Annotated in this window: 19 protein-coding genes; 15 read left to right on the top strand and 4 right to left on the bottom strand. The window is 55.3% G+C overall.

The genetic code is table 11. The annotated features are described in order from the left end of the window. Positions 1 to 30: 30 nt before the first annotated feature. Positions 31 to 1,707: a dihydroxy-acid dehydratase gene (gene ilvD, locus AAFJ72_RS16050; RefSeq protein WP_122905278.1), complete on the bottom strand. Its 1,677-nt coding sequence runs from the start codon at positions 1,705 to 1,707 to the stop codon at positions 31 to 33. A 213-nt stretch (positions 1,708 to 1,920) separates the two neighbouring features. Here ilvD and AAFJ72_RS16045 point away from each other — a divergent pair, with 213 nt between their 5' ends. Then, positions 1,921 to 2,400, top strand: coding sequence for a PaaI family thioesterase (locus AAFJ72_RS16045; RefSeq protein ID WP_122905397.1), 480 nt, complete (start codon positions 1,921 to 1,923; stop codon positions 2,398 to 2,400). A gap of 51 nt (positions 2,401 to 2,451) precedes the next feature. Here the strand turns inward: AAFJ72_RS16045 and AAFJ72_RS16040 are convergent, their stop codons facing one another. Further along, the gene (locus tag AAFJ72_RS16040; protein WP_122905279.1) at positions 2,452 to 2,829 is read right to left on the bottom strand and encodes a hypothetical protein; all 378 of its coding nucleotides are present in this window, start codon (positions 2,827 to 2,829) and stop codon (positions 2,452 to 2,454) included. A 169-nt stretch (positions 2,830 to 2,998) separates the two neighbouring features. On the opposite strand from AAFJ72_RS16040, the gene AAFJ72_RS16035 reads away from it, so the two are divergent. The 13 genes from AAFJ72_RS16035 (at position 2,999) to cysC (ending at position 14,640) form a co-directional block, all read left to right on the top strand. After that, positions 2,999 to 3,820 (top strand): inositol monophosphatase family protein, encoded by an 822-nt coding sequence (locus AAFJ72_RS16035; RefSeq protein ID WP_122905280.1) that lies wholly within the window; start codon positions 2,999 to 3,001, stop codon positions 3,818 to 3,820. Between the two features lie 178 nt (positions 3,821 to 3,998). Further along, positions 3,999 to 4,448 carry a hypothetical protein gene (locus tag AAFJ72_RS16030; protein ID WP_122905281.1) on the top strand — a complete coding sequence of 150 codons (450 nt, stop codon included), beginning with the start codon at positions 3,999 to 4,001 and terminating at the stop codon, positions 4,446 to 4,448. Positions 4,449 to 4,459: 11 nt separating this feature from the next. Beyond that, the gene (locus AAFJ72_RS16025; RefSeq protein WP_122905282.1) at positions 4,460 to 4,732 is read left to right on the top strand and encodes a hypothetical protein; all 273 of its coding nucleotides are present in this window, start codon (positions 4,460 to 4,462) and stop codon (positions 4,730 to 4,732) included. A 5-nt stretch (positions 4,733 to 4,737) separates the two neighbouring features. After that, positions 4,738 to 5,973 carry a glutathionylspermidine synthase family protein gene (locus AAFJ72_RS16020; protein WP_432774711.1) on the top strand — a complete coding sequence of 412 codons (1,236 nt, stop codon included), beginning with the start codon at positions 4,738 to 4,740 and terminating at the stop codon, positions 5,971 to 5,973. Between the two features lie 21 nt (positions 5,974 to 5,994). After that, positions 5,995 to 6,432 (top strand): DUF350 domain-containing protein, encoded by a 438-nt coding sequence (locus AAFJ72_RS16015; RefSeq protein WP_432774710.1) that lies wholly within the window; start codon positions 5,995 to 5,997, stop codon positions 6,430 to 6,432. Between the two features lie 278 nt (positions 6,433 to 6,710). Then, positions 6,711 to 7,523 (top strand): sirohydrochlorin chelatase, encoded by an 813-nt coding sequence (locus AAFJ72_RS16010; protein ID WP_432774709.1) that lies wholly within the window; start codon positions 6,711 to 6,713, stop codon positions 7,521 to 7,523. Then, positions 7,489 to 9,105 (top strand): nitrite/sulfite reductase, encoded by a 1,617-nt coding sequence (locus tag AAFJ72_RS16005; RefSeq protein WP_432774707.1) that lies wholly within the window; start codon positions 7,489 to 7,491, stop codon positions 9,103 to 9,105. The genes AAFJ72_RS16010 and AAFJ72_RS16005 overlap by 35 nt, the downstream gene beginning before the upstream one ends. Positions 9,106 to 9,147: 42 nt before the next feature. Further along, positions 9,148 to 9,390 carry a DUF3906 family protein gene (locus AAFJ72_RS16000; protein WP_122905287.1) on the top strand — a complete coding sequence of 81 codons (243 nt, stop codon included), beginning with the start codon at positions 9,148 to 9,150 and terminating at the stop codon, positions 9,388 to 9,390. A gap of 47 nt (positions 9,391 to 9,437) precedes the next feature. Then, entirely contained in the window at positions 9,438 to 10,961 is a 1,524-nt protein-coding gene (gene cobA, locus AAFJ72_RS15995) for a uroporphyrinogen-III C-methyltransferase (RefSeq protein WP_432774706.1), read from the top strand. Between the two features lie 18 nt (positions 10,962 to 10,979). Next, positions 10,980 to 12,065 (top strand): anion permease, encoded by a 1,086-nt coding sequence (locus tag AAFJ72_RS15990; protein WP_432774705.1) that lies wholly within the window; start codon positions 10,980 to 10,982, stop codon positions 12,063 to 12,065. Continuing rightward, positions 12,062 to 12,778, top strand: a complete 717-nt coding sequence (locus AAFJ72_RS15985) for a phosphoadenylyl-sulfate reductase (RefSeq protein ID WP_122905289.1) — start codon at positions 12,062 to 12,064, stop codon at positions 12,776 to 12,778. The genes AAFJ72_RS15990 and AAFJ72_RS15985 overlap by 4 nt, the downstream gene beginning before the upstream one ends. Before the next feature lie 44 nt (positions 12,779 to 12,822). Further along, positions 12,823 to 13,965 carry a sulfate adenylyltransferase gene (gene sat, locus AAFJ72_RS15980; RefSeq protein ID WP_122905290.1) on the top strand — a complete coding sequence of 381 codons (1,143 nt, stop codon included), beginning with the start codon at positions 12,823 to 12,825 and terminating at the stop codon, positions 13,963 to 13,965. A gap of 45 nt (positions 13,966 to 14,010) precedes the next feature. Continuing rightward, a complete protein-coding gene (gene cysC, locus AAFJ72_RS15975; RefSeq protein ID WP_122905291.1) occupies positions 14,011 to 14,640 on the top strand; it encodes an adenylyl-sulfate kinase in 630 nt (209 codons plus the stop codon). A 29-nt stretch (positions 14,641 to 14,669) separates the two neighbouring features. Here the strand turns inward: cysC and AAFJ72_RS15970 are convergent, their stop codons facing one another. Then, positions 14,670 to 15,938 (bottom strand): hypothetical protein, encoded by a 1,269-nt coding sequence (locus AAFJ72_RS15970; protein WP_432774702.1) that lies wholly within the window; start codon positions 15,936 to 15,938, stop codon positions 14,670 to 14,672. A gap of 168 nt (positions 15,939 to 16,106) precedes the next feature. On the opposite strand from AAFJ72_RS15970, the gene AAFJ72_RS15965 reads away from it, so the two are divergent. Then, entirely contained in the window at positions 16,107 to 18,977 is a 2,871-nt protein-coding gene (locus tag AAFJ72_RS15965; RefSeq protein ID WP_432774701.1) for a DNA translocase FtsK, read from the top strand. 170 nt (positions 18,978 to 19,147) lie between these two features. Here the strand turns inward: AAFJ72_RS15965 and AAFJ72_RS15960 are convergent, their stop codons facing one another. After that, positions 19,148 to 20,422 carry an MFS transporter gene (locus AAFJ72_RS15960; protein ID WP_005828409.1) on the bottom strand — a complete coding sequence of 425 codons (1,275 nt, stop codon included), beginning with the start codon at positions 20,420 to 20,422 and terminating at the stop codon, positions 19,148 to 19,150. Between the last annotated feature and the right edge of the window lie 320 nt (positions 20,423 to 20,742).

Genomic DNA, 20,742 nt, shown 5'->3' with positions numbered 1-20,742 from the left:
CCAAAGGCAGGGGGTTTCTTTTTTCGAAGACTAGATTTTCATAACGCCGCCCTTGCTTGCATTCGTCACCAGCTTGGAGTAGCGGGCCAGGTAGCCTGTTTTGACTTTTGGCTGGAATTCCTGCCAGCCTTCGCGGCGGCGGGCCAGTTCAGCCTCGTCCACGTGCAGGTGGATCGTGCGCGCTTCGAGGTCGATGGTGATGATGTCACCGTCTTGGACGAAAGCGATCGGGCCGCCTTCCGCCGCTTCCGGCGAGACGTGGCCGATACTGATGCCGCGGGAAGCGCCAGAGAAGCGTCCGTCTGTAACCAGCGCCACTTCCTTGCCCAGACCCATCCCGACGATTTGCGAGGTAGGAGCGAGCATTTCCGGCATGCCAGGACCGCCTTTTGGTCCTTCGTAGCGAATAATGACGACGTGTCCGGGCTTGATTTTGCCAGCAGCGATGCCCGCCAGTGCTTCCTCCTGGGAGTCGAAGCAGATCGCCGGACCTTCGTGTCTTTTAATGGAAGGATCGACACCGCCGGTTTTGATGATCGAGCCTTGCTCGGCCAGGTTGCCAAACAGGACGGCCAGGCCGCCGGACTCACTGTACGGATTTTCCAGACGACGAATGACCTGGTCGTTTTTGATTTCAGCGTCGGCGATGTTTTCAGCCAGCGTTTTTCCTGTCACGGTAATGCGGTTTGGATGAATCGCGCCTTCTTTTCGCGAAATCTCCTTGAGCACAGCAGACACGCCGCCTGCTTCGTGGCAATCCTCGATGTGGTAGTCAGAGGCAGGAGCGAGCTTGCAAATGTGCGGGATGCGCTTCGCAACTTCGTTGATCCGCTCAATCGGGTATTCGATCCCCGCTTCCTGGGCAATCGCCAGCGTGTGCAAAACGGTATTGGTAGAACCGCCCATCGCCATGTCGAGCGCGAAGGCATCGTCGATTGCTTCCAGCGTAACGATGTCGCGCGGCTTGATGTCCTGCTCGATCAAATACTTGAGCTTTTCGGCAGAAGCTTGTACCAGCTCGCGGCGCTCAGGGGAGACAGCGAGAACCGTACCGTTGCCTGGCAGCGCCAGCCCGATTGCTTCGAGCAGACAGTTCATCGAGTTGGCGGTAAACATACCGGAACAGGAACCGCAGGTCGGGCATCCGTATTGCTCCAGTTCTTCCAGCTGTTTGTTGTCGATCAGGCCAGCCTGGTAAGCGCCGACGCCTTCGAATACAGAAGAGAGCGAGATGGAGCGGCCGTCGCTCGTTTTGCCTGCTTTCATCGGGCCGCCTGTCACGAATACAGTCGGGATGTTGACGCGCAGGGCGCCCATAATCATCCCTGGTGTAATCTTGTCACAGTTCGGGATACAGATCATCCCGTCGAACCAGTGCGCGGCTACGACCGTCTCCAGGCTGTCTGCGATGATCTCGCGGCTCGGGAGCGAGTAGCGCATCCCGATGTGGCCCATGGCGATGCCGTCGTCAACCCCGATGGTGTTGAATTCAAAAGGAACCATGCCTGCTGCACGAACAGCTTCTTTGACCAGCTTGCCAAATTCCTGCAAGTGCACGTGGCCAGGGATAATGTCAATGTAAGAGTTGCAAATCGCGATAAACGGTTTGTCGAAATCTTCGTCTTTCACTCCTGCCGCACGAAGCAAGCTGCGGTGGGGAGCGCGGTCAAAACCTTTTTTAATCATGTCACTTCTCAGTCTAGCCAATGTGAAACTCTCCCTTCCTACACGTGAAAGTTACCTGTCTTATGTTTTGCACTATCTTATCAATTTTCATTAATAGAAACAACCGTAAAAGTCTGAACATTCGTTCAGTGCTCCGCCTGTGAGCGGCTGTGACTGGCTGGTGGAGACATGGCGGAAACCGGCTTTATGGGCTACAATAAAAGGACTGAGTCTATTTTTGGTGGAGTGAACAAAATGATAGAAGAGCTAAAAAATGTCTGGACGGAAGGAACGGACGAGGAACGGAAAATTTTAGAGCTGGCCTTGCAGGCGATCCGCCAGAAGCGCGAGCGCAAAAGCGCCTATTTATCCGGCTTTCTTGGGTTGAAGGGAGAGTTTATCGACGAGACGAAGCAGTCGTATCGCTTCGAGCTGCCGCTCACCGTGTTTATGCACAACTCCGGGGGTGCCGTTCACGGGGGGATTCTCGCCACCTTGATCGACTCGGCCATGGGTTCGCTCATCAACCGCTCGCTGCCGCCGGAGCAGTACGCGGTGACGACCGAGTTGAAAATCAACTACCTGCGGCCGGGCGTAGGGGAGCGGCTGCGCGCCGAAGCGACGTTCTTGCACCGGGGGAACACGCTGGTCGTCATGGAGGGGACTGTCTACGACGAGCGCAACAAGCGGGTCGCCCACGGTACGGGATCGTTTATCGTCCTGAACAGAAAATAGCAAAAAGGCGTGCGAAAGACGCACACCCGATAGGCTGTTTTTATCCAGACTTTACCGGATCACGAAAAGCCCGCTATATTGGGTAATGTAAGCAAGCATTTTGCTGGAAAGTGGGACGATGAACTCCATGTCTTCCTTTTCCACGATGCCGGAGCGGGAGACGATCCTGGCCCATTTGACGCTGATCTTGTAGTAATGGGAGCCAAATGTCGTGTGGACGGCCTCGCGTTTCGTATGAAAGGAAATGGGCGTCTTGTCGAGGGTATGCGGCACCATGCTGACGATGTCGTGCAAAAACAGGTGGTAGGTCAGGTGCGGCTTGAAAAACACAAGTTCTTTCGTCGTGACCGAGAAGCCGTAGCTGTTGTTCATTTGGGTGAATTTGAGCTCACCCTCCATATTTTTCAAGCGAATGAAATCGCTGTTCATGTTTTCCCCTCCTAAAGGCGTCGGGCGCTGATAGCCAAAGGCAGGCAAGCGGATAGGACCCGCGCTGCGTTTCTGTCTTTCGCGAGATGGGTGTCATTCTATCATAGTAAGGTCAGGATGAAGAATGCAAGGGAAAACAATGATAGATAGCAGGAAGGGGCAAAAATCAATGCTTGATGTAGCCAAGGAAGCTGCTCGTGCAGCAGGCGAGTTTTTGAAGGAGCGCTTTCTCGAACAGCTTACGCCAGACGAGGAATTGCATAACGACGTGAAGCTGCCGGAGGACAAAGGCAGCGAGCAGCGGATTATCGAGGTGCTGCACCGCCATTTTCCCAGCCATACGATTTATTCCGAAGAGGTGGGAATGGTCAGCCGGGACGAAGAGTATGTATGGATTGTCGATCCGCTGGACGGGACGAACAACTACTTTATCGGCCATCCTTACTTCAGTATTTCGATAGCCTTGCAGCACAAGGGCGAGCTCGTTCTCGGCGTGGTCTACAATCCGGTCGCAGGGCAAATGTTTTGGGCGGAAAAAGGGAAGGGCGCGTTTTTGAACGGCAGGCGCATGTCGATCAACAACCGGACAGACCTGACGCGAGCCGTCGGAACGTACATCCGCGGGCGCAATACCGTGACCAAGGAGGAGGAGCTGGCCTTTACGGAGCCGTTTGTGCTGAACACGAAGCGGATTTTGCGCAACGTCGCTCCGGCGCTCGACTGGTGTTTGCTCGCCAACGGCTGGCTGGACTACATCGTCATGCAGCGCTCGGGCATCATGGACGTCGCTGCGGGGATCGTCATCGCGAGCGAGGCGGGAGCGACCATCACCGACTGGCAGGGGAATCCGTACCGCCACGAGCCGTTTGTCCAGGATCAGGTGCGCTCGCTTGTGGCGACGAACGGACATTTGCACGGGTCGATTCGCGGCCTGCTTGTGGAGCAGAGCATGGCGGCGGATTGCTCGCGCCAGGCTTTGCCGCACGGCTGACAGCGCGACTTTTTTCACAGGAATCATTGAGGCTGGCGCTCGGGGCGGAACTCTCGCGCCAGCTTTTTCCTGTTAAGCTGATTTTTATAATTTTTGGGCAACCAACTGTTTCGCAGCGCGTATAAAAAGTTGCGAGTCGCGATAGAAGCAGGATTTTTCGTGCAAATGGGGTGAAAAAATGGCCAGACTGGAATATCGGCTGCTGGATGAGACGAACGGCTACCCGGTCTTGTTTTACTACGACCGGATCGACAAGGACGAGGTATCCTTGCGCTTTGCCTGCGACTACCTGGTAAAAGGGCATGTTGTCTACGAGAAGACTTCCTGCGCGATTGAGCAGGGGACGTACGTAATCTACGTCCGGCATTCGACGGAGGAAACGGCCGTGGACTACCCGGAGAGGCCGTCCGTGCGCTGGGGGAGCATCCAGATCGAGATGCGGGAGTACCGCGAGAACACACAGCTTTATCCGCTCGTGCACACGTTTTCGTTCAAGGATGACGACGATGCTCTCTTGCATTTGCAAAGCGACTATTTGTACCTGAATGGGCGCGAGTGGGAAAAAACATCGGCCGAAGTGGATGAGGATCGTCAGGTGTACATTTACTACGCACGGCCGACAGAGTAGGAGGAAAGAGGATGGCACTGACAAAATCGGCCAAGGTCGTCGGGCTGTTTGTGGCAGCAGCGATGGTCATCGGCGGCTGCTCGTCAGACTATGATGACGATTGCTACGACAGGGACGATGACGGCTATTGCGACGACGGAGGAAGCAGCAGCTCGCACGGCGGGTCGGCCGTCTACTACGGAGGCGGTTCATCGAAAAGCAAGGCGCAAGGCGTATCAAGCGGCATTAGCACGAGCAGCTCCAAGGGCGGAATCGGCAGCTCAGGCTGGTCCAGCTCGGGGTGAGGCCAGTGGTTGAGCAAAACAGAAGAGACGCGCTGTACGGCCCTTTGCGTGAGGAAGGCATTTTTACATGGGATTGGATGTACGGCGAGGAGTACGCGCTGGCCGATCTGCACCTCATCCCGGCATCGTTTCGGGAGGAGCTGGCGACGGCGACGGCTGCGCTCGGACGGATTTTTACCAAAGTGACGCCTGTGCTGCAGCAGGCTGACGACGCGCTCCTGCTCGAACTGGGCGTTCCGCAGCAAGCGCTGCAAGCGGTGCGAACGACAGTCCTGCGCAAGCTGCCTACGGCAATCGGGCGCTTTGATTTTGCGAAGACGGAAGCGGGGCTGAAGATGCTGGAGTGCAACAGCGACACGCCGACCGGGATCGTCGAAGCTTTTTACGTCAACGAGCACGCTTGTCGCTTCTTCGGGGTGGCAAATCCGAATGCCGGCATGGATGGGCAGTTGCGCCAGGCGTTTGCCAAGCTGCTGAAAACCTACAGGGACATGGGCTATCCGGTGGAGCACGTCTGGTTCAGCTCGCTGGACTGGCACGAGGAAGACAAGGGCACTACGCTTTATTTAATGGAAAAATCGGGGCTTGCTGCCCGGTTTGCGCCGCTGGAAAAGCTGCGCGTCTGGGAGGACGGACTGTACGTGCAGGAAGGCGACAGCCTGCTTCCCGTCGATGTGCTGTACCGTTTGCATGCGCTGGAAAAGCTCGCAGACGAGCGGGACGAAGACGGTTATCCTACGGGCGAGCACGTCTTGTCGCTGATTGCGGACAGAAAGCTGGCGATTATCAATCCGCCTTCCGCATTTTTGATCCAGACAAAAGCGCTGCAGGCGCTCATCTGGAATTTGCACGAGGCGGGGGAGTTTTTTACTGCAGAAGAGCACGCGGCGATTGAAACCTACATGCTTCCGACCTATTTTGAAAACCGTTTTGCAGGGACAGATGCCTATGTGACCAAGCCCATTTTCGGCAGGGAAGGGGGCGGGGTCGCGCTGTATGCGGCAGACGGCACCCTTTTGGAAAAGGACCAGGAGGAATTTTACTGGGAGCAGCCGATGATCTATCAAAAGCGGGTGGAACTGCCCGAAATTACGGTGCAGACCGTGACGGGTCCGTACGCGGGACGGCTGTTGTGGGGCTCGTTCTGGATTGGCGGGGAGGCATCCGCGATTGTTGCCCGTGTCGGAGGTCGGATTACGAACAACCTGTCGTATTATTTGCCAGTCGGCATGAAAGGATAGCAAAAAGGAGAGGGGCGCGGCATGATTACGCAATGGAGCTACATACTTAATTTTTTGGCCTATATGGCGGTGACAATTCCGATATTGGCAGTGGGGATTTTCGTCTTCACCATTACGACTCCGTACAAGGAGTTCGCTCTCATCAAGGAAGGGGCGCAAACAGACGACCCGAAAAAAATGGCAGCGGCCAAGGCGGCAGCGCACGATCTGGGCGGAAAAATTATCGGGTTGGCGATCGTGCTTGCATCTGCTGTCTACCATGCGGTCAACCTGTGGGATTTGGTCGTATGGGGACTGGTCGGCATGGTGTTTCAAGTCATCATTTTTTATTTGTTCGAGTGGGTGACGCCGTTCAAGGTCGTGTCTGAAATCCCGAATGGCAACGTCTCTGTGGGCATTTTTGCCTCCAGGCTGAGCGTTGCGGCCGGCCTCTTGATGGCTGCGCTCATCAGCTACTAGGAAAAAACAGGAATCACGAAGCAACAAGCTGTCGGTAACTGCCGGCAGCTTTTTTTCAAGAACAAACAACCCGATTCAGCAAGCATAGCCTTCCGCTGCAACACGGATTCGATTGAGGTTTTCTTATCCAGCAAAAAGAAAAAATGCGCAAATATTTTTTCAGCAAGATAAATTTCAAGTAATTAGGAATTGAATGTTGACGGACAATAACATCTCCATTATAATTCCGACTAAACATATATGATTTACAAAATAGGTTTGGATAAGGGGTTTATCCGATGGCAAAAACAGCGGCTTTGGTAATCGCTCACGGTTCACCCGATCCCGACTGGCTGAGTCTCGTGGAGTCGGCCGTCAGTCAGTGCCAGAGCGAACTGCCGATCCGGGTGGCATATCTGGGCCAAGTAGAGGGGCGAAGCATCAGTGACGAATGGAATCGTCTGGAGGCGTCCGGAGCGAAGCGGATTGTCGTGGTTCCCTTGTTTGCCTCGGCGGGGAGCAATCACGTAACGGAAATACGCGCCATGCTGGGACTGGAGCCATGGCCCGCCTGGGAGACGGAACAGGTGCGCATTCCGGTTCGCGCTCGACTGCTCTGGTGTCCGCCGCTGGAAGATCATCCGCTGGTGGAGCAAATCGTGGGTCAGCGCATTTTGGAGCTGTCGAGCGCCCCAGGCAAGGAAGCGTTGCTGCTCGTCGGTCACGGCAGCGAATTGCCAAAAGGCCAGGAGCGTTGGGAAAAGCTGTTGCGCCGCATGACGTTTCGCCTGCAAAACCGCTACGGCTTCTCCGCAGCCGGATATGCGACACTGCGGCCGGATACGTTGCGGGAACAAGCCCTGCAGCTCGCGGAAAAAGGGGATGTCCTCGTGCTCCCCTTGTTCGTCAGCCAGGGGTACTTCACCCGCAAGGCGATTCCGGCAAGGCTGGCGGAACTGTCGTATCGCTACAACGGCAGTGCTTATTTGCCTCACCCGCTGATTGCAGACTGGATTGCCCAATCCATTCGCACGGCACTTGTAACAGACCTCTTCACAAAAAGGAGCGTGTATGAGCATGGCAGAGAGAAAACAGTGGAAATGGGCAGATGATCCGTCCCTGAACAAGATGGAGCTGACCAAGCTGGAAAAAGACGGCCTGGACGTCATCGAGACGATCATCAATACCTACTCCAAAGAGGGCTTTGCGTCGATTGAACCTTCTGATATGGACCGCTTCAAATGGGCAGGAATCTACCAGCAACGTCCAAAAGACGGCCACTTCATGATGCGGGTGCGCATTCCCGGCGGAATCATGACGAGCGAGCAGGCGAGAGTGCTGGCAAAAATCGCCCAGGACTACGGCCGCGATCTCGTCGACGTGACGACGCGACAGGCCGTCCAGTTTCACTGGCTGACAGTGGATACGTTCCCCGATATTTTTGAGCGGCTCGCTGCGGCCGGGCTTTCTTCGTTCGAAGCATGCGGCGACTGTCCGCGGCAAATCATGGGGAATCCGCTCGCCGGAATCGATCCGCATGAAGTGCTGGATACACGTCCAATCGTGGCCGAGCTGGAGAAGTTTTTCCTGCTGAATCGCGACTTTTCCAACCTGCCGCGCAAATACAAGATGTCCGTATCCGCGAACATCTACAACGCTGCGCACGCGCAAATCAACGACCTCGCTTTTACGCCCGCCAAAAAGAACATCGCAGGCGAGGAAGTAATCGGGTTCCACGTCTGGGTGGGCGGCGGTCTGTCTGCAAAACCGTACCTGGCGAAGCAGCTTGATGTGTTTGTCCGGCCGGAAGAGGTCGTCAAGGTGGCGGCAGGAGTCACGACCTTGTTCCGCGACTTCGGCTATCGGCAGAAGCGGACGCATGCCCGCCTGAAATTTTTGGTGGCCGACTGGGGACCGGAAAAGTTCAAGGAAGAGCTCATCAAGCTGGTCGGCGAGTTGGAAACGAGCGGAGAGGATTTGACGAAGGGCTGGAATGGCGGCTATTTTTACGGCTTGCACGAGCAGCGTCAGCCAGGCTACTACTATGCGGGCCTGTCCGTTCCCGTCGGCCGGATGAACGCTGCGGAGCTGATCGAGTTGGCACGCCTGGCCGATGAGTACGGGGATGGCACAATCGGGACCTGTAACACGCAAAACGTCCTCATCCGCCATATCGCGAAGGAAAAGGTGGCGGCTTTCCGTGAAGAGCCGCTGATTGTGAACCGCTTCAAGCTGAAGCCGGATACGTTTGTCGGCTATGCCGTCTCCTGCACGGGGACTGAGTATTGCAACTTGGCGCTCGTGGAGACAAAAGAGCGGATGCGTTTGCTCGCCCAGTATCTGGATGAGCACATTGAGCTTGATACGCCGCTGCGCATTCACATGATCGGCTGCCCGAACTCGTGCGGACAGCGCCAGATTGCCGACATCGGCCTGCAAGGGATAAAGGTCAAAACGCCGGAAGGAATGGTCGAAGCCTTTGACATCCACGTAGGCGGGACGCTGGAAGTACCGCAATTCAACCGCAAGCTGAACGCGAGAGTGACCGTAGACAGGCTGGGAGATTTCCTGGTGCAACTGATTACGTTCTACAAGGAAGAGCGGCTGCAGGGAGAAGAATACTGGCGCTACGTCGAGCGGGTCGGACTGGAACGCATTCAGGAGCAGGTCGACAGCATTTTGCAGACGGCGTAAGCGCGCCGGACAACATCCGATCCAAGGAAATGAGGGAGTACCATGGCAGAGGAACAAACCGAAAGCTACCTGTACAAACTGGAGGCCGTGCTCGAAGACGGGCGGCTGATGACCGTCATCGTGGTTGCCAAGACGGACGAGCGCGCCTTTTCGTCCGCTGAAAACAATCTGCTGCGGCACACCATTGCCCCGCCAAAAATCAAGGAGCTGAGCCTGGTGGAAAAGAAACCGCTCGGACGGCAGGGAGTCGGCTACGTCGTGGAAACATCCCGTTTCAGCCAGTGACACCAGACAGCTTTTCACCAAAGGAAGGCAGCAAGGAGGATTGATCGATGATGAACGCTGGCAGAGTCTTGTTTGTCGGGGCTGGCCCTGGCGATCCGAAACTGCTCACCATTCGCGGGAAGGAGGCGCTGCAAAAAGCCGATGTCGTCGTGTACGACCGTCTGGCTAACCCGCTGCTTCTCTCCCATGTCAGAAGGGACGCCCGGCTCGTTTACTGCGGCAAGGAAAGGGATCGCCACACACTGCCACAGGAAGAGATCAACCTCCTGTTGATACGGGAAGCCAAACAGGGAAAAACGGTCGTTCGCCTGAAAGGCGGGGACCCGAGCATGTTCGGACGGGTCGGCGAGGAAGCGCAAATGTGCGTGGAGCATGGCGTTCCGTATGAGATCGTGCCGGGCATCACCTCCGGCATGGCGGCTCCGCTGTACGCAGGGATTCCGCTGACGCACCGCGACTACAATTCCTCCGTTGCGTTTGTCACCGGGCATCTGTGCGACAAAAATGCCGGCAAGGGGCCTGACTGGACAGCGCTGGCGCGGATGGAAACGCTCGTGATCTACATGGGTGTGAAAAATTTGCCGCACATCCAGGCGCAGCTTTTGGCCAGCGGAAAAAGCGGGGAGACTCCTGTCGCGCTCGTCAGATGGGGGACGGTAGGAGAGCAGCAGACACTGGTCGGGTCGCTTGCGACGATTGACCGCGATGTCGCCAATGCCGGCTTTTCCGCCCCTGCCATCATCATCGTGGGTGAAGTGGTTCGGCTTCGCGAGCAGTTGAACTGGTACGAATCACGACCGCTGTTTGGGCAGCGGGTGGCCATCGCAGCCCGACCTGGAGGCGGCGGCGATGTACTGGCGAGCAGGCTGGAGCAGCTCGGAGCAGAAGTCATCGCGATTCCGCTCGTGAAGCGTCCTTTGCAAGCTGGGGATGCGGTATTTCCCGAGGAACTTGCGGCATATGGCTGGATTTTGCTCGACGATGTGCAGCAGGCGGAGGCATTTTTGGCAGAGCTGGGCAAACGGCGGTTTGACCTGCGGCGGCTGACGTGCAGGCTCGCAGTGCGCGGGAAGCAGGCTGCTTTGTACCTGGAGAGCAGAGGGCTGTACCCGGAGCGCGTTTTCGATCACGCGGCCACTTCTGCTGCCATGAGCCGGGAACTGGCCCGGGATGGAGAGCGGATTTTGCACGTACGCGCCAACGGTGTCAACGTTTTGGCCCAGGGAGCAACAGAGCTTTTGCACCTGCCGGCAGGAGGTGTCCTGGAATGGGATGAGATGCATCCGGCCGCTTCCTGGATGAAAAAGCTGACGTTTGACTGGTTTGCTGCCGCTGACGAGGAAGTTTTGCCTGCACTGGCTGATTTTGCAGGAGCGGGCTGGGAGAGTAAGCCGCTTTTTTGCGCCGATGAAAAGACGCGCGCAGTCGCAAGACAAATGGGGTGGCGCGTCGTCAGCACCGAAGAGCCGGCAAGCTTTGCCCAAGGAGTCCGGCCGCAAGAGCAAATCGCCAGTGCAGCTTGTACCCTGTACGGCACCCCTTCTTTTCTTTGTGACAACAGATTGGCATGACAGGAGGGAGTGCTGCTAGTGGATTGGAGTTATGTCGCTATCGCCATCGCATTGTTTTTCGCGATGAATATTGGAGCCAGCGGGACCGCAGCGTCGATGGGCGCCGCATACGGCAGCGGAGCAATCAAAAACAAGCTCATCGCCATGCTGCTGGTAGCCGTAGCGGCCTTGCTCGGGGCCGTGCTGGGAGGCGGCGAGGTCGTCAAGACGATCAGCGGAGGGATTGTCCCTGCAAACCTGCTGAGTATCGAGGCGGTGGTGATCGTTCTTGCTGCCGCCACGCTGACGCTGTTCGGGGCGAATCTGCTCGGGATTCCGCTCTCGACCAGCGAGGTGACGGTGGGATCGATTGTGGGCGTGGGACTTGCCTATCAGTCTTTGTATGTCGGTCATCTCCTCGTCATCCTGTTCTTTTGGGTCGTAGTGCCAGTGGCCGCCTTTATCGGGGCCTACGGAGCAGGCAAGCTGATTGGCCGCATCGAGCGCAGCTGGCCGTCCTTGCAAAAGCCTGGCTCCAAAGGAGAGCGCTGGCTGGCCTTTTTGCTCGTCGCCTGTGGTGTGTATGAAGCTTTTTCAGCCGGAATGAACAACGTCGCGAATGCGGTCGGTCCGCTCGTGGGAGCCGGACTGATGTCGACCGAAATCGGCGTGTGGCTGGGCGGGCTGGCCGTCGCCTGCGGCTGTCTGGTCCTGGGAGGCAGGGTACTGGAAACAAACGGCAAGAAAATTACTTCGCTGTCTCTTTTGCAGGGAAGCGCGGTATCCGCTACAGGTGGAACGCTGGTGCTCGTCGCTTCGCTGTTCGGGATTCCCGTGCCGCTGACACAAGCCACGACTTGCGCGATTTTGGGCGTAGGGACGGCTGAGCGGGGCTTCATTTTGTGGCAAAAAGGAATTATCAAGCAGATCATCATGGTCTGGATCGTTTCGCCAGTCTCTTCGCTTGTCGTTTCGTTCGCTTTTGTCCATTTGTTCCTGCGCTCGGATTTGTACACGTTGGTCGTGCTCGTCAGTGTTTTCGTGGCGACGCTGGGCTTTGTGGGGCTGATCCGCCTGATTCGCAGGGAAAACAGTTCAATCAACGATCAAGGAGGGGGCATATGAGCCGTCTGCATTACGATACGGTGACAGCCGAGCAGCTCGCTGAAATCAACAAGAGTCTCGCCAAGGGAGATACCATCGATGTCATCAAGTGGGCCTACGAGACGTTTGGCGACGATCTGGTCTATTCGTGCAGCTTCGGGGCAGAAGCGATGGTGCTTATCGATATGATAAGCGGGGTGAAAAAAGACGCTCGCGTCACTTTTCTCGATACCCACCTGCATTTTCCTGAAACGTATGAATTGATTGAAAAAGTGCGTGCGCGCTACCCCGACTTGCAATTGACGATCAAGGAGCCAGAGCTGTCACTTGCCGAACAGGCAGCAGAGTACGGTGACGAGCTGTGGGCTACTAAGCCCGACCTGTGTTGTCACTTGCGCAAGGTACAGCCGATGGAAAGCGTGCTGAAAGGAACGGTTGCCTGGATGTCGGGCTTGCGCAGGGAACAGTCTGCGACGAGGGCAGACGTTCAGTTTGTCAATCGCGACGAGAAGTTTCAGTCGCTGAAAATTTGTCCGCTGATTCACTGGAAGACCGAAGAGGTGTGGCAGTATATCCGCGGGTTTGGACTGCCGTACAATGTCTTGCACGACCAAAGCTACCCGAGCATCGGCTGTGCGCCGTGCACGCGTCCGGTCAAACCGGGCGAAGACGAGCGCGCGGGCCGCTGGGCGAATTTGGGCAAGACAGAGTGCGGACTGCATCTCGCCAAGTAGGCGTGAAAAAAGAGCACAACCGAAATGGATGAGGAGGGCTTCATGTGAGTGGTAGCATTCCGCATGGAAACGTACTGGTAAACCGTTTTGACCCGACGGCGGACCTGTCGCGTGCGACGGGCGAGGTCGAGATTGATGCATTTGCGCTGTCGGATCTGGAGTTGATCGCCATTGGAGGGTACAGTCCGATTACCGGATTTTTGCAACGTCACGACTATGAGTCGGTAGTCGAGCGGATGAGACTCGCGGACGGCACGGTCTGGAGCATTCCGATCACGCTCCCGGTTCCGGCGACGGTGGCGAATACTCTTCAGACAGGAGACACCGTTCGTCTGGTCTATCAGGGAGAGGTGTACGGCCTGCTGGAGATTGCCGATATTTACTCCCCGGACAAACAGAAAGAGGCGCGGCACGTGTACGGCACGGATGACGTAAACCACCCTGGGGTGAAAAAGCTGCTGGATCGCCCCGAGACTTATCTCGGCGGGCCGATTACGCTGGTGAAACGCGCTGACAAAGGGCCGTTTGCCGATTATCACTTCGACCCAGCCGAGACGAGAGCCGCGTTTGCGGAAAAAGGTTGGAAGACAATCGTCGGCTTCCAGACGCGCAATCCGGTGCATCGCGCCCATGAATACATTCAAAAATCAGCACTGGAAATCGTCGATGGCCTGTTTTTGAATCCGCTCGTGGGCGAGACGAAGGCAGATGACATCCCTGCCGATGTGCGGATGAAGAGCTATCAGGTGCTTCTGGAAAAATATTACCCGGCAGGTCGGGTCAAGCTCGCCGTCTTTCCTGCCGCCATGCGCTACGCGGGGCCGCGCGAAGCCATTTTCCACGCGCTGGTGCGCAAAAACTACGGCTGCACCCACTTTATTGTCGGCCGAGATCACGCGGGCGTCGGCAACTACTACGGGACATACGATGCCCAGCACATTTTCCGCCAGTTCCAGCCAGAGGAGCTTGGGATTACGCCGCTGTTTTTTGAGAACAGCTTTTACTGCAAAACCTGCGGCAATATGGCCTCATCGAAAACGTGCCCGCACGGTTCGGAGCATCATGTGGCGCTGTCTGGCACGAAGGTGCGGGAAATGCTGGCGCGCGGGGAAGCGCCGCCTCCTGAGTTCAGCCGGCCGGAAGTGGCACGCGTGCTGATCGAAGGGCTTCGTCCGCTCTCTGTGTGAGGAAGAAGCAGCGAGTTTTTTGGAAACGAAGAAGGAGGATCGCGCATGGCAAAGGAAGGAGTTGCCAACATCGTTTGGCATCCGACGACGGTGACCAAGGAGGATCGGCAGAAGCGGGCAGGACACAAAAGCTGCGTCCTGTGGTTTACGGGACTGTCCGGGGCCGGAAAATCGACGTTGGCCAATGCGGTTGAGCAGGAGCTGCATCAGCGAGGCTTGGCGAGCTACGTGCTGGATGGCGACAACATCCGCCACGGTCTGAACAAAGGGCTGGGCTTCGGTGAAGAAGACCGCAAAGAAAACATTCGCCGCATCGGCGAGGTGGCCAAACTGTTCGTCGATGCAGGCGTGATTGTGTTGACGGCATTCATTTCGCCGTATCGCTCGGATCGCGAACTGGCGCGCAGTCTGGTAGAGGCGGGAGAGTTTATCGAGGTGTATGTAAAATGCCCGCTGGAAGAGTGCGAGCGCCGGGATGTGAAGGGGCTGTACGCAAAGGCGCGGCGCGGGGAAATCGGGCAGTTTACCGGAATTTCCGCTCCCTATGAGGAGCCGCTGCAGCCGGAGATTGTGATTGAGAGCAGTGAGCAGACGATTGAGGAGTCGGTTGCTGCCGTGCTGGCCTATCTGGAGCAGGCGGGAATCCTCACGTATGAGAAAAAGCACGACGCGTAGTTGCGCCGTGCTTTTTCGCTGTGTGGGAATTAAGGAGTGGTTGCTTTTGTTTCTTCTGCCCACTCGGCTTCCAGTTCTTTTTGCCATTTGACGTCGTCCAGCATGCTTTGCGCGAAGTGGCGCATGAAGCCTTTGTCGCTGAAGTTGCTGATCGCTTTTTCATCTTTGTACAGGTCTTCTGCTGTCAGGCCAGCGTCTTTTGCCGGAACGTCGTACTTGGTTGCTTTTCCGAAGTTGTACGCGTATTGATCGGCATACAGACCGACTGTCAGAGGCTGTTTCATTTCAGGCGACTGGAAGGTTACGTTCAGGTCGCTCTTCTGGTGTACAGGCATTTTGTTTTTGTCTACATAGAAATCGAGATTCCAGGCGAGGTTGTGGAAGCCTTCTTTTTTCAATTCTTCCACGATTTTTTCAGGCGTGTACACTTTGCCTGTTTCGTCCAGCCATGCTTTTGCTTCCTTCAGGATTTCGTTGATGGTTGCTTCGGCGTTGGCGCGTTTTTCTGCCTCGGTCGTTTTGCCCAAGTCCGGGAACATTTCTTCGGTCAGGGAGTTGGTCAGAACCATCATGTCGATTGCAAATGTTTTTACGTCCTGGCTTGCTACTGCGTCATTGGCTGTGAAGAAGAACATTTTCACCAGTTCTTTGGCGTCGATTTTTACGGTTACGTGAGTCGCTTCCACTTTTTCGCCGTTTGGCAGAGTGACGGTTTCGATGCCCAGGTTTTTCGCGTCAGCCAGCTTGTAGCCGTATTTGCCTACGTATTTTTTGATGAAATCCAGTGTCAGCTGGTTCATTTTGTCCTGGAATTCTTTCAGCTTGGCCGGGTTCACCTGCTCGTTTTCGTTCAGACCGGTGAGAGCCTCGGAAGTGCTGGCATCGATCAGCAAGTATTTGCTGTCGAGGGGAGATTTTACGAATACTTTGTCATCACTGACGACCAGTTCGACGGACGCTTTTTTGTCGCCAGTCCAGAGGTTGTTGTCGCGAAGTACCTTGTCATCGTTTACTTCCAGCTGGACCTTCGCGTTTTTCACATCGAGCTGGGAGCCTTTCAGTGTCACGCCTGCTTTCATGGCAGACAAGATTGCTTGCCCCTGTTTGTCCGGCGCGGTTTCCCCGAGCGCTGCCGGCAATTTTTCTACGTCGCCGGTCAGTTTCAAGGTTCCTTGAAAATCGTAGTTTGGTTTATCGATGGATGCTACGATCGAATCGCGTACCAGTGAAGCTTCACCAGCACAACCGGTAAGCAAGAGCATTCCTGCAAGAAGCAGGGCGCTTCCCTTTTTCCACATATGCTGTGTTCCTCCCCTATGTAATGGTTGTTGTTCCACTAACTATTACGTCCAAAGAAAGAAAAGGTTTCGCAAATACGGAAAAAAAACACAATCAGCCTAAAACATGGACTGTTTCATGGTAAGATGAAAGGGAATAGATGGTTAGCAAAGAAAGGACGTTGCAGCATGTGGTTGTGGCTTCAAAAGCTGATGAAATTTTTTCAGGGTGAAGCGGAGCAGGAAGAGGCAGTGGAAGAGCGCCCGGTGGCGAGCCCGCAAGCAAGCTCCGCACCTCCCGTCCCCCGCAAGCCTCAGGCGAAGACAAAAAGCATTTACCCGAAAGAGCGGGTAAATTCCCGAAATATAGACGATGTACGTCCGCGCAGGGAGCGGCAGTTCCGTTTTCCTGTCGTGCCAGACGATTATTTGGAAAACAAGCGAAACGAAAAAAGGAATCAACAGGCAGCAGAGGATTCCTTGCACGCCCACTCGTCTGTGCGGGAGCGGGGAGTGAGTGCGCGGGCGACGCTTCGCCCGCGTGAGCAATACGTGTCGGAAAAGCAGGCGGAGACTATCGCAGAACAGCCCGCTGTCGAGTACAAGCGTGACATTCAGCGGCGGCAGACAGCGAGACGGACGGAAAGCGTCTCTCGCACGTTGCTTGCGCCGGAGGAAAAGAAGGCGTACCGCCCGTCGGAGATCGTCTCGCCTGTATACGGCAAAATCACCCCGTCCACACGTGAGGCGGAACACCGCATCCACACGACAGGGGGAGTGGTGTATCCGCGGCTGGAGCAGGAAGAGCATCTGCAGCAGATCAAGCAGCGGGAGCAGGAAATCAGCGAGCAGCTCGATCGCACCGTTCGGTCGGATGCGCAGGAAACGGACGCGCTGGCGGAAGTTGTGTCGGTTGAAGGAGTGGAGCCAGGGCGAGCAGAAGAAGCCGTGTCGGTTGAAGGAGTGGAGCCAGGGCGAGCAGAGGAAGCCGTGTCGGTTGAAGGAGTGGAGCCAGGGCGAGCAGAAGAAGCTGTGTCTGTTGAAGCCGTGGAGCCAGAGCCAACAGAAGAAGCCGTGTCCTTTGAAGGCGAGGGGCCAGAGCAAACAGAGGAAGCCATGTCTGTTGAAGCCGTGGAGCCAGTACAAACAGAAGAAGTTTTGTCTGCGGACGGCGAGAATCCCCCCCACCAAGGCGACAGCCTGACAGACGGAGCAGATGCAGCGATGGCAGTGGACGAGCTTGGGAGCGTGAGGGAACAGCATGAGCATGGCGTCATAGCGGACAAGCCGGAAAATGAAGCTGAATTGCCAGCAGCCGATGCCTTGTCAGAAGCACATTCCTTATCGGAAGCACAGCCAGAGGCGGCAGTCCCTGAGCGGCAAGCACAGCGAGCGGAGCTGCCGGACCAGACTGCGGTGCCCGTTTCCACCGGGGAAGAAGAGCAGTTGCCAGCCTACACACACGACGTCAATCGCCTGCTGGCGCGGGCCATGCCGGATGCCAAGGCGGAAGCTTCTGCTGCGGCGCAGGCGGCGAGTTCGGTTTCCGAGGCCGCCGCTACAGACATTTTGCACGAGCAGAGCACAAGTCCGCTGTCGCCCGTGACCGAACTGCCTGAGCCACCAGTCGCAGCGAAAAGCCAGGAGCAGCCATACTGCCTGCCGTCGCTTGCATTGCTCAATCCGAGCCCGCCGATCAGCGAGGATGACAATGAGCATACGCAACTGCAAAAGCTGCTGCTGGAAGAGACGCTGTCCAATTTCAACGTCAGCGCGAGCGTCGTCGGCATCGTCAAAGGGCCGTCAGTCACGCGCTTCGAGCTGCAGCCGGCGCCAGGGGTGAAGGTGAACAAAATTACCGGGCTAATCGACGACATCAAGCTGAATCTGGCGGCCAAGGACATTCGCATCGAAGCGCCGATTCCGGGCCGCAATGCCATCGGGATTGAGGTGCCGAACTTGACGAGTCGTCCTGTGCTGATCGAGAAAATCATCGGCTCGGAAAAATTCCAGCAGCATCCGTCGCCATTGGCTGTGGCACTTGGCATGGACATCGGCGGCGAACCGATTATTGCCGACATCAAAAAAATGCCGCATGGCCTGATTGCAGGGGCGACCGGATCGGGGAAAAGCGTCTGCATCAACTCGATCATTGTCAGCCTGCTCTACAAGGCGACACCGGAGCAGGTCAGACTGCTTTTGATCGACCCGAAAATGGTCGAGCTGGCACCGTACAATCATTTGCCGCATCTTGTCACGCCAGTGGTGACGGAGGCCAAGCAGGCGACGGCGGCGCTGAAATGGGCCGTCGAGGAAATGGAAAAGCGCTACGCCTTGTTCGTCGATGCGGGGGTTCGGGACATTGACCGCTACAACCAGACGACAGACGATCAACTGCCGTATATCGTCATCGTCATCGACGAGCTGGCAGACCTGATGATGGTTTCTCCGCAAGACGTGGAGGATTGCATCATCCGGATTGCACAAAAGGCACGCGCCTGCGGCATTCATTTGCTGCTTGCAACCCAGCGGCCGTCTGTGGACGTCATCACGGGCAATATCAAGGCAAACGTGCCAACGCGTCTGGCTTTTGCCGTCTTCTCCCAGGTCGACTCGCGCACGATTCTCGACCAGTCTGGAGCAGAGCGGTTGCTGGGCAGAGGGGACATGCTGTTTTTGGAAAGCGGTACGACTCCTGTACGCTTGCAGGGCAACTTTGTGTCCGACGACGAGATCGAAAGAATTACGCAGACGATCAAGAAGCAGCGCAAGCCGACGTACCTGTTCAGCAAGGAAGACCTGGAGCAGCAGGTGCAATCCTACGATGCAGGCGACGATCCGCTGTACATGGAGGCGCTCCTGTTTGTGGCCGAACAAGGCCAGGCATCGGCGTCAGGGCTGCAGCGCCGCTTCCGTGTCGGCTACAACCGCGCAGCGCGTCTGATCGAGATGATGGAAGCAGACGGCTACGTCGCCGGACAGAGCGGAGGCAAGGCGCGGGCGGTGCTCATCACGCGCGAGGACGCGCAAGCAGTGGTGGACGGCTCGACTTTGCTGTAAAGAAGAAAGGTCAAGGAAGCAAAAAAGCTTGCCCAAGGCGGCAAGCTTTTTTGTCCATAAGTTTAAGAATGGATAAGATTCTGATCCAGCTCATCCAGTATAAGGCCAACTTGGCTGGACCCACGGCTTGGGGCAGCCAAGTTTTCCAATAGCCGGATCGTATTTTACCGTTAGGATGGAACTTCGTACTTTTCTTCTTTCGTTTGTACGAATGAAGGGATTGTAAAAAGATATAGCATCCCTAAAAGCAGCATTGCTCCGCCAACGACGCCAAAGAGCATTTCAATGCGAAGCATAGACGGGAAAGTCCAAGCAATAAAGGCCAGAGACAGAGACTGAAACAAACTCGATACGGGGTCAAGAATCCCCCGAAATCTTCCCATCATGTTCGGATTCACCATTTGCGGTATCCATCCATAAAAAGAAATGTTAATAAACGCCACAGCAACGGAAAAGAAAAAGTGAAAAATCAAGAATAGAACAATCGTAGGGGACAAGCCTGCGAGGATGACGAAGATTCCCGAGAAAATCAGGCTGAAAGTCAATACCATGTACAGTTTGATTCTCTTCGTAACTTTGGGGCTTAGCGCACTTCCCAGCAAGATGCCGATTCCGAAAACGATCGTTTCGATTACGGACATTTCCTCGTAGAAATGGGGAGACAGTTTGTATTTCATGATAAAAATAGGAATGATTCCTATTCCTCCATTGACTACTCCCAGTATGGCAGAACCAAGCGTTAGCAGCAGCAACACCCGATCGTAAACAATGTATTTTACCCCCTCAATAAAATCCGTGAACAGTGCTTTAATTGTATGTAGTCCTTTCCAATCGGTGCTCCCGTTCGGTTTCCGAACAGATAGCTCGATTTTGCACGAATAAATGAGCATGGCTGAAATCAACAAGCAGATGAAGTCCAGCAAAAATGCACCTTGGACTCCCAAATTCCAATAGACTACCGCGCCGATCCCACTCCCGAAAAGCAAAAATACACTTCCGAGCATAGAGTTTAATCCAGCGGCAAGGGGATATTCTTCTTTTGATAGTACGCCTTGAATGATTGCACTTTGGGCGGGAGGAAAAAATTTCCCTACAGCACTTCGGAGAAAAATGGCTAAAAAAATGAAGGCAAGCGAATCGTACCAAATGCAAATCATTAGACATACAGTGAGAAATGCGCGAATCAGATCGCAATGGACCGCTATTTTCTGACGGTCAAAGCGATCCGCAAAAACGCCGATAAACAGAAAAACGACCAATGCGGGTGCGGCATGCATCATGTCTTTCATGGTAGTGTAGTACGGTTGTTGGCTAAATTTATCAAGCAAATAAAATGTGATCGCCATAATCCCGATGACATTTCCCAGTTGCGAAGTAAATTCTGCGAGAAAAAGTTTCAAATAGTTTGCGTTTCTGAAAAGGTGGAAGACGTTATTTGGACCCATCCATATCGAATCCCTTCAGCATTGTTCCCTTGACCTATGGCTATTGAACCTCTTGAGGCTTTAAGGCAATAGAATGCACGTTGCGAGCGCATGAAACTGTTTGTTGTCCCTTGGCCCCTTGGGGGAGGTGGACATAGCAGGATTGAAGAAAAATACTGGGTAGATATGCTGCTGCATTTCTACCCAAATGAACTTTAAAATTATCCACAAACACGATTCACAGCGGACTTAATGCTTTCTTCTTCGGGACGTTTGATTAACTCAACCACTTCAATTTCCATAGCCTCCAGAGTCATTTATTTTCACCTCCTTTCAAAAAA

The organism is Brevibacillus gelatini, from assembly GCF_050920745.1.
Lineage (GTDB): Bacteria > Bacillota > Bacilli > Brevibacillales > Brevibacillaceae > Brevibacillus > Brevibacillus gelatini.
The sequence above is the reverse complement of the archived record's forward strand: the minus strand, read 5'-3'. Positions and strand labels throughout refer to the sequence as shown.

What these genes read in the sequence shown, in the direction of transcription:
- AAFJ72_RS16045 (WP_122905397.1), top strand. Translation starts at nt 1,921, where the DNA reads ATGATAGAAGAGCTAAAAAATGTCTGGACGGAAGGAACGGACGAGGAA.
- AAFJ72_RS16040 (WP_122905279.1), bottom strand. Translation starts at nt 2,829, where the DNA reads ATGAACAGCGATTTCATTCGCTTGAAAAATATGGAGGGTGAGCTCAAA.
- AAFJ72_RS16035 (WP_122905280.1), top strand. Translation starts at nt 2,999, where the DNA reads ATGCTTGATGTAGCCAAGGAAGCTGCTCGTGCAGCAGGCGAGTTTTTG.
- AAFJ72_RS16030 (WP_122905281.1), top strand. Translation starts at nt 3,999, where the DNA reads ATGGCCAGACTGGAATATCGGCTGCTGGATGAGACGAACGGCTACCCG.
- AAFJ72_RS16025 (WP_122905282.1), top strand. Translation starts at nt 4,460, where the DNA reads ATGGCACTGACAAAATCGGCCAAGGTCGTCGGGCTGTTTGTGGCAGCA.
- AAFJ72_RS16015 (WP_432774710.1), top strand. Translation starts at nt 5,995, where the DNA reads ATGATTACGCAATGGAGCTACATACTTAATTTTTTGGCCTATATGGCG.
- AAFJ72_RS16010 (WP_432774709.1), top strand. Translation starts at nt 6,711, where the DNA reads ATGGCAAAAACAGCGGCTTTGGTAATCGCTCACGGTTCACCCGATCCC.
- AAFJ72_RS16005 (WP_432774707.1), top strand. Translation starts at nt 7,489, where the DNA reads ATGGCAGAGAGAAAACAGTGGAAATGGGCAGATGATCCGTCCCTGAAC.
- AAFJ72_RS16000 (WP_122905287.1), top strand. Translation starts at nt 9,148, where the DNA reads ATGGCAGAGGAACAAACCGAAAGCTACCTGTACAAACTGGAGGCCGTG.
- cobA (WP_432774706.1), top strand. Translation starts at nt 9,438, where the DNA reads ATGATGAACGCTGGCAGAGTCTTGTTTGTCGGGGCTGGCCCTGGCGAT.
- AAFJ72_RS15985 (WP_122905289.1), top strand. Translation starts at nt 12,062, where the DNA reads ATGAGCCGTCTGCATTACGATACGGTGACAGCCGAGCAGCTCGCTGAA.
- cysC (WP_122905291.1), top strand. Translation starts at nt 14,011, where the DNA reads ATGGCAAAGGAAGGAGTTGCCAACATCGTTTGGCATCCGACGACGGTG.
- AAFJ72_RS15970 (WP_432774702.1), bottom strand. Translation starts at nt 15,938, where the DNA reads ATGTGGAAAAAGGGAAGCGCCCTGCTTCTTGCAGGAATGCTCTTGCTT.
- AAFJ72_RS15965 (WP_432774701.1), top strand. Translation starts at nt 16,107, where the DNA reads ATGTGGTTGTGGCTTCAAAAGCTGATGAAATTTTTTCAGGGTGAAGCG.
- AAFJ72_RS15960 (WP_005828409.1), bottom strand. Translation starts at nt 20,422, where the DNA reads ATGGGTCCAAATAACGTCTTCCACCTTTTCAGAAACGCAAACTATTTG.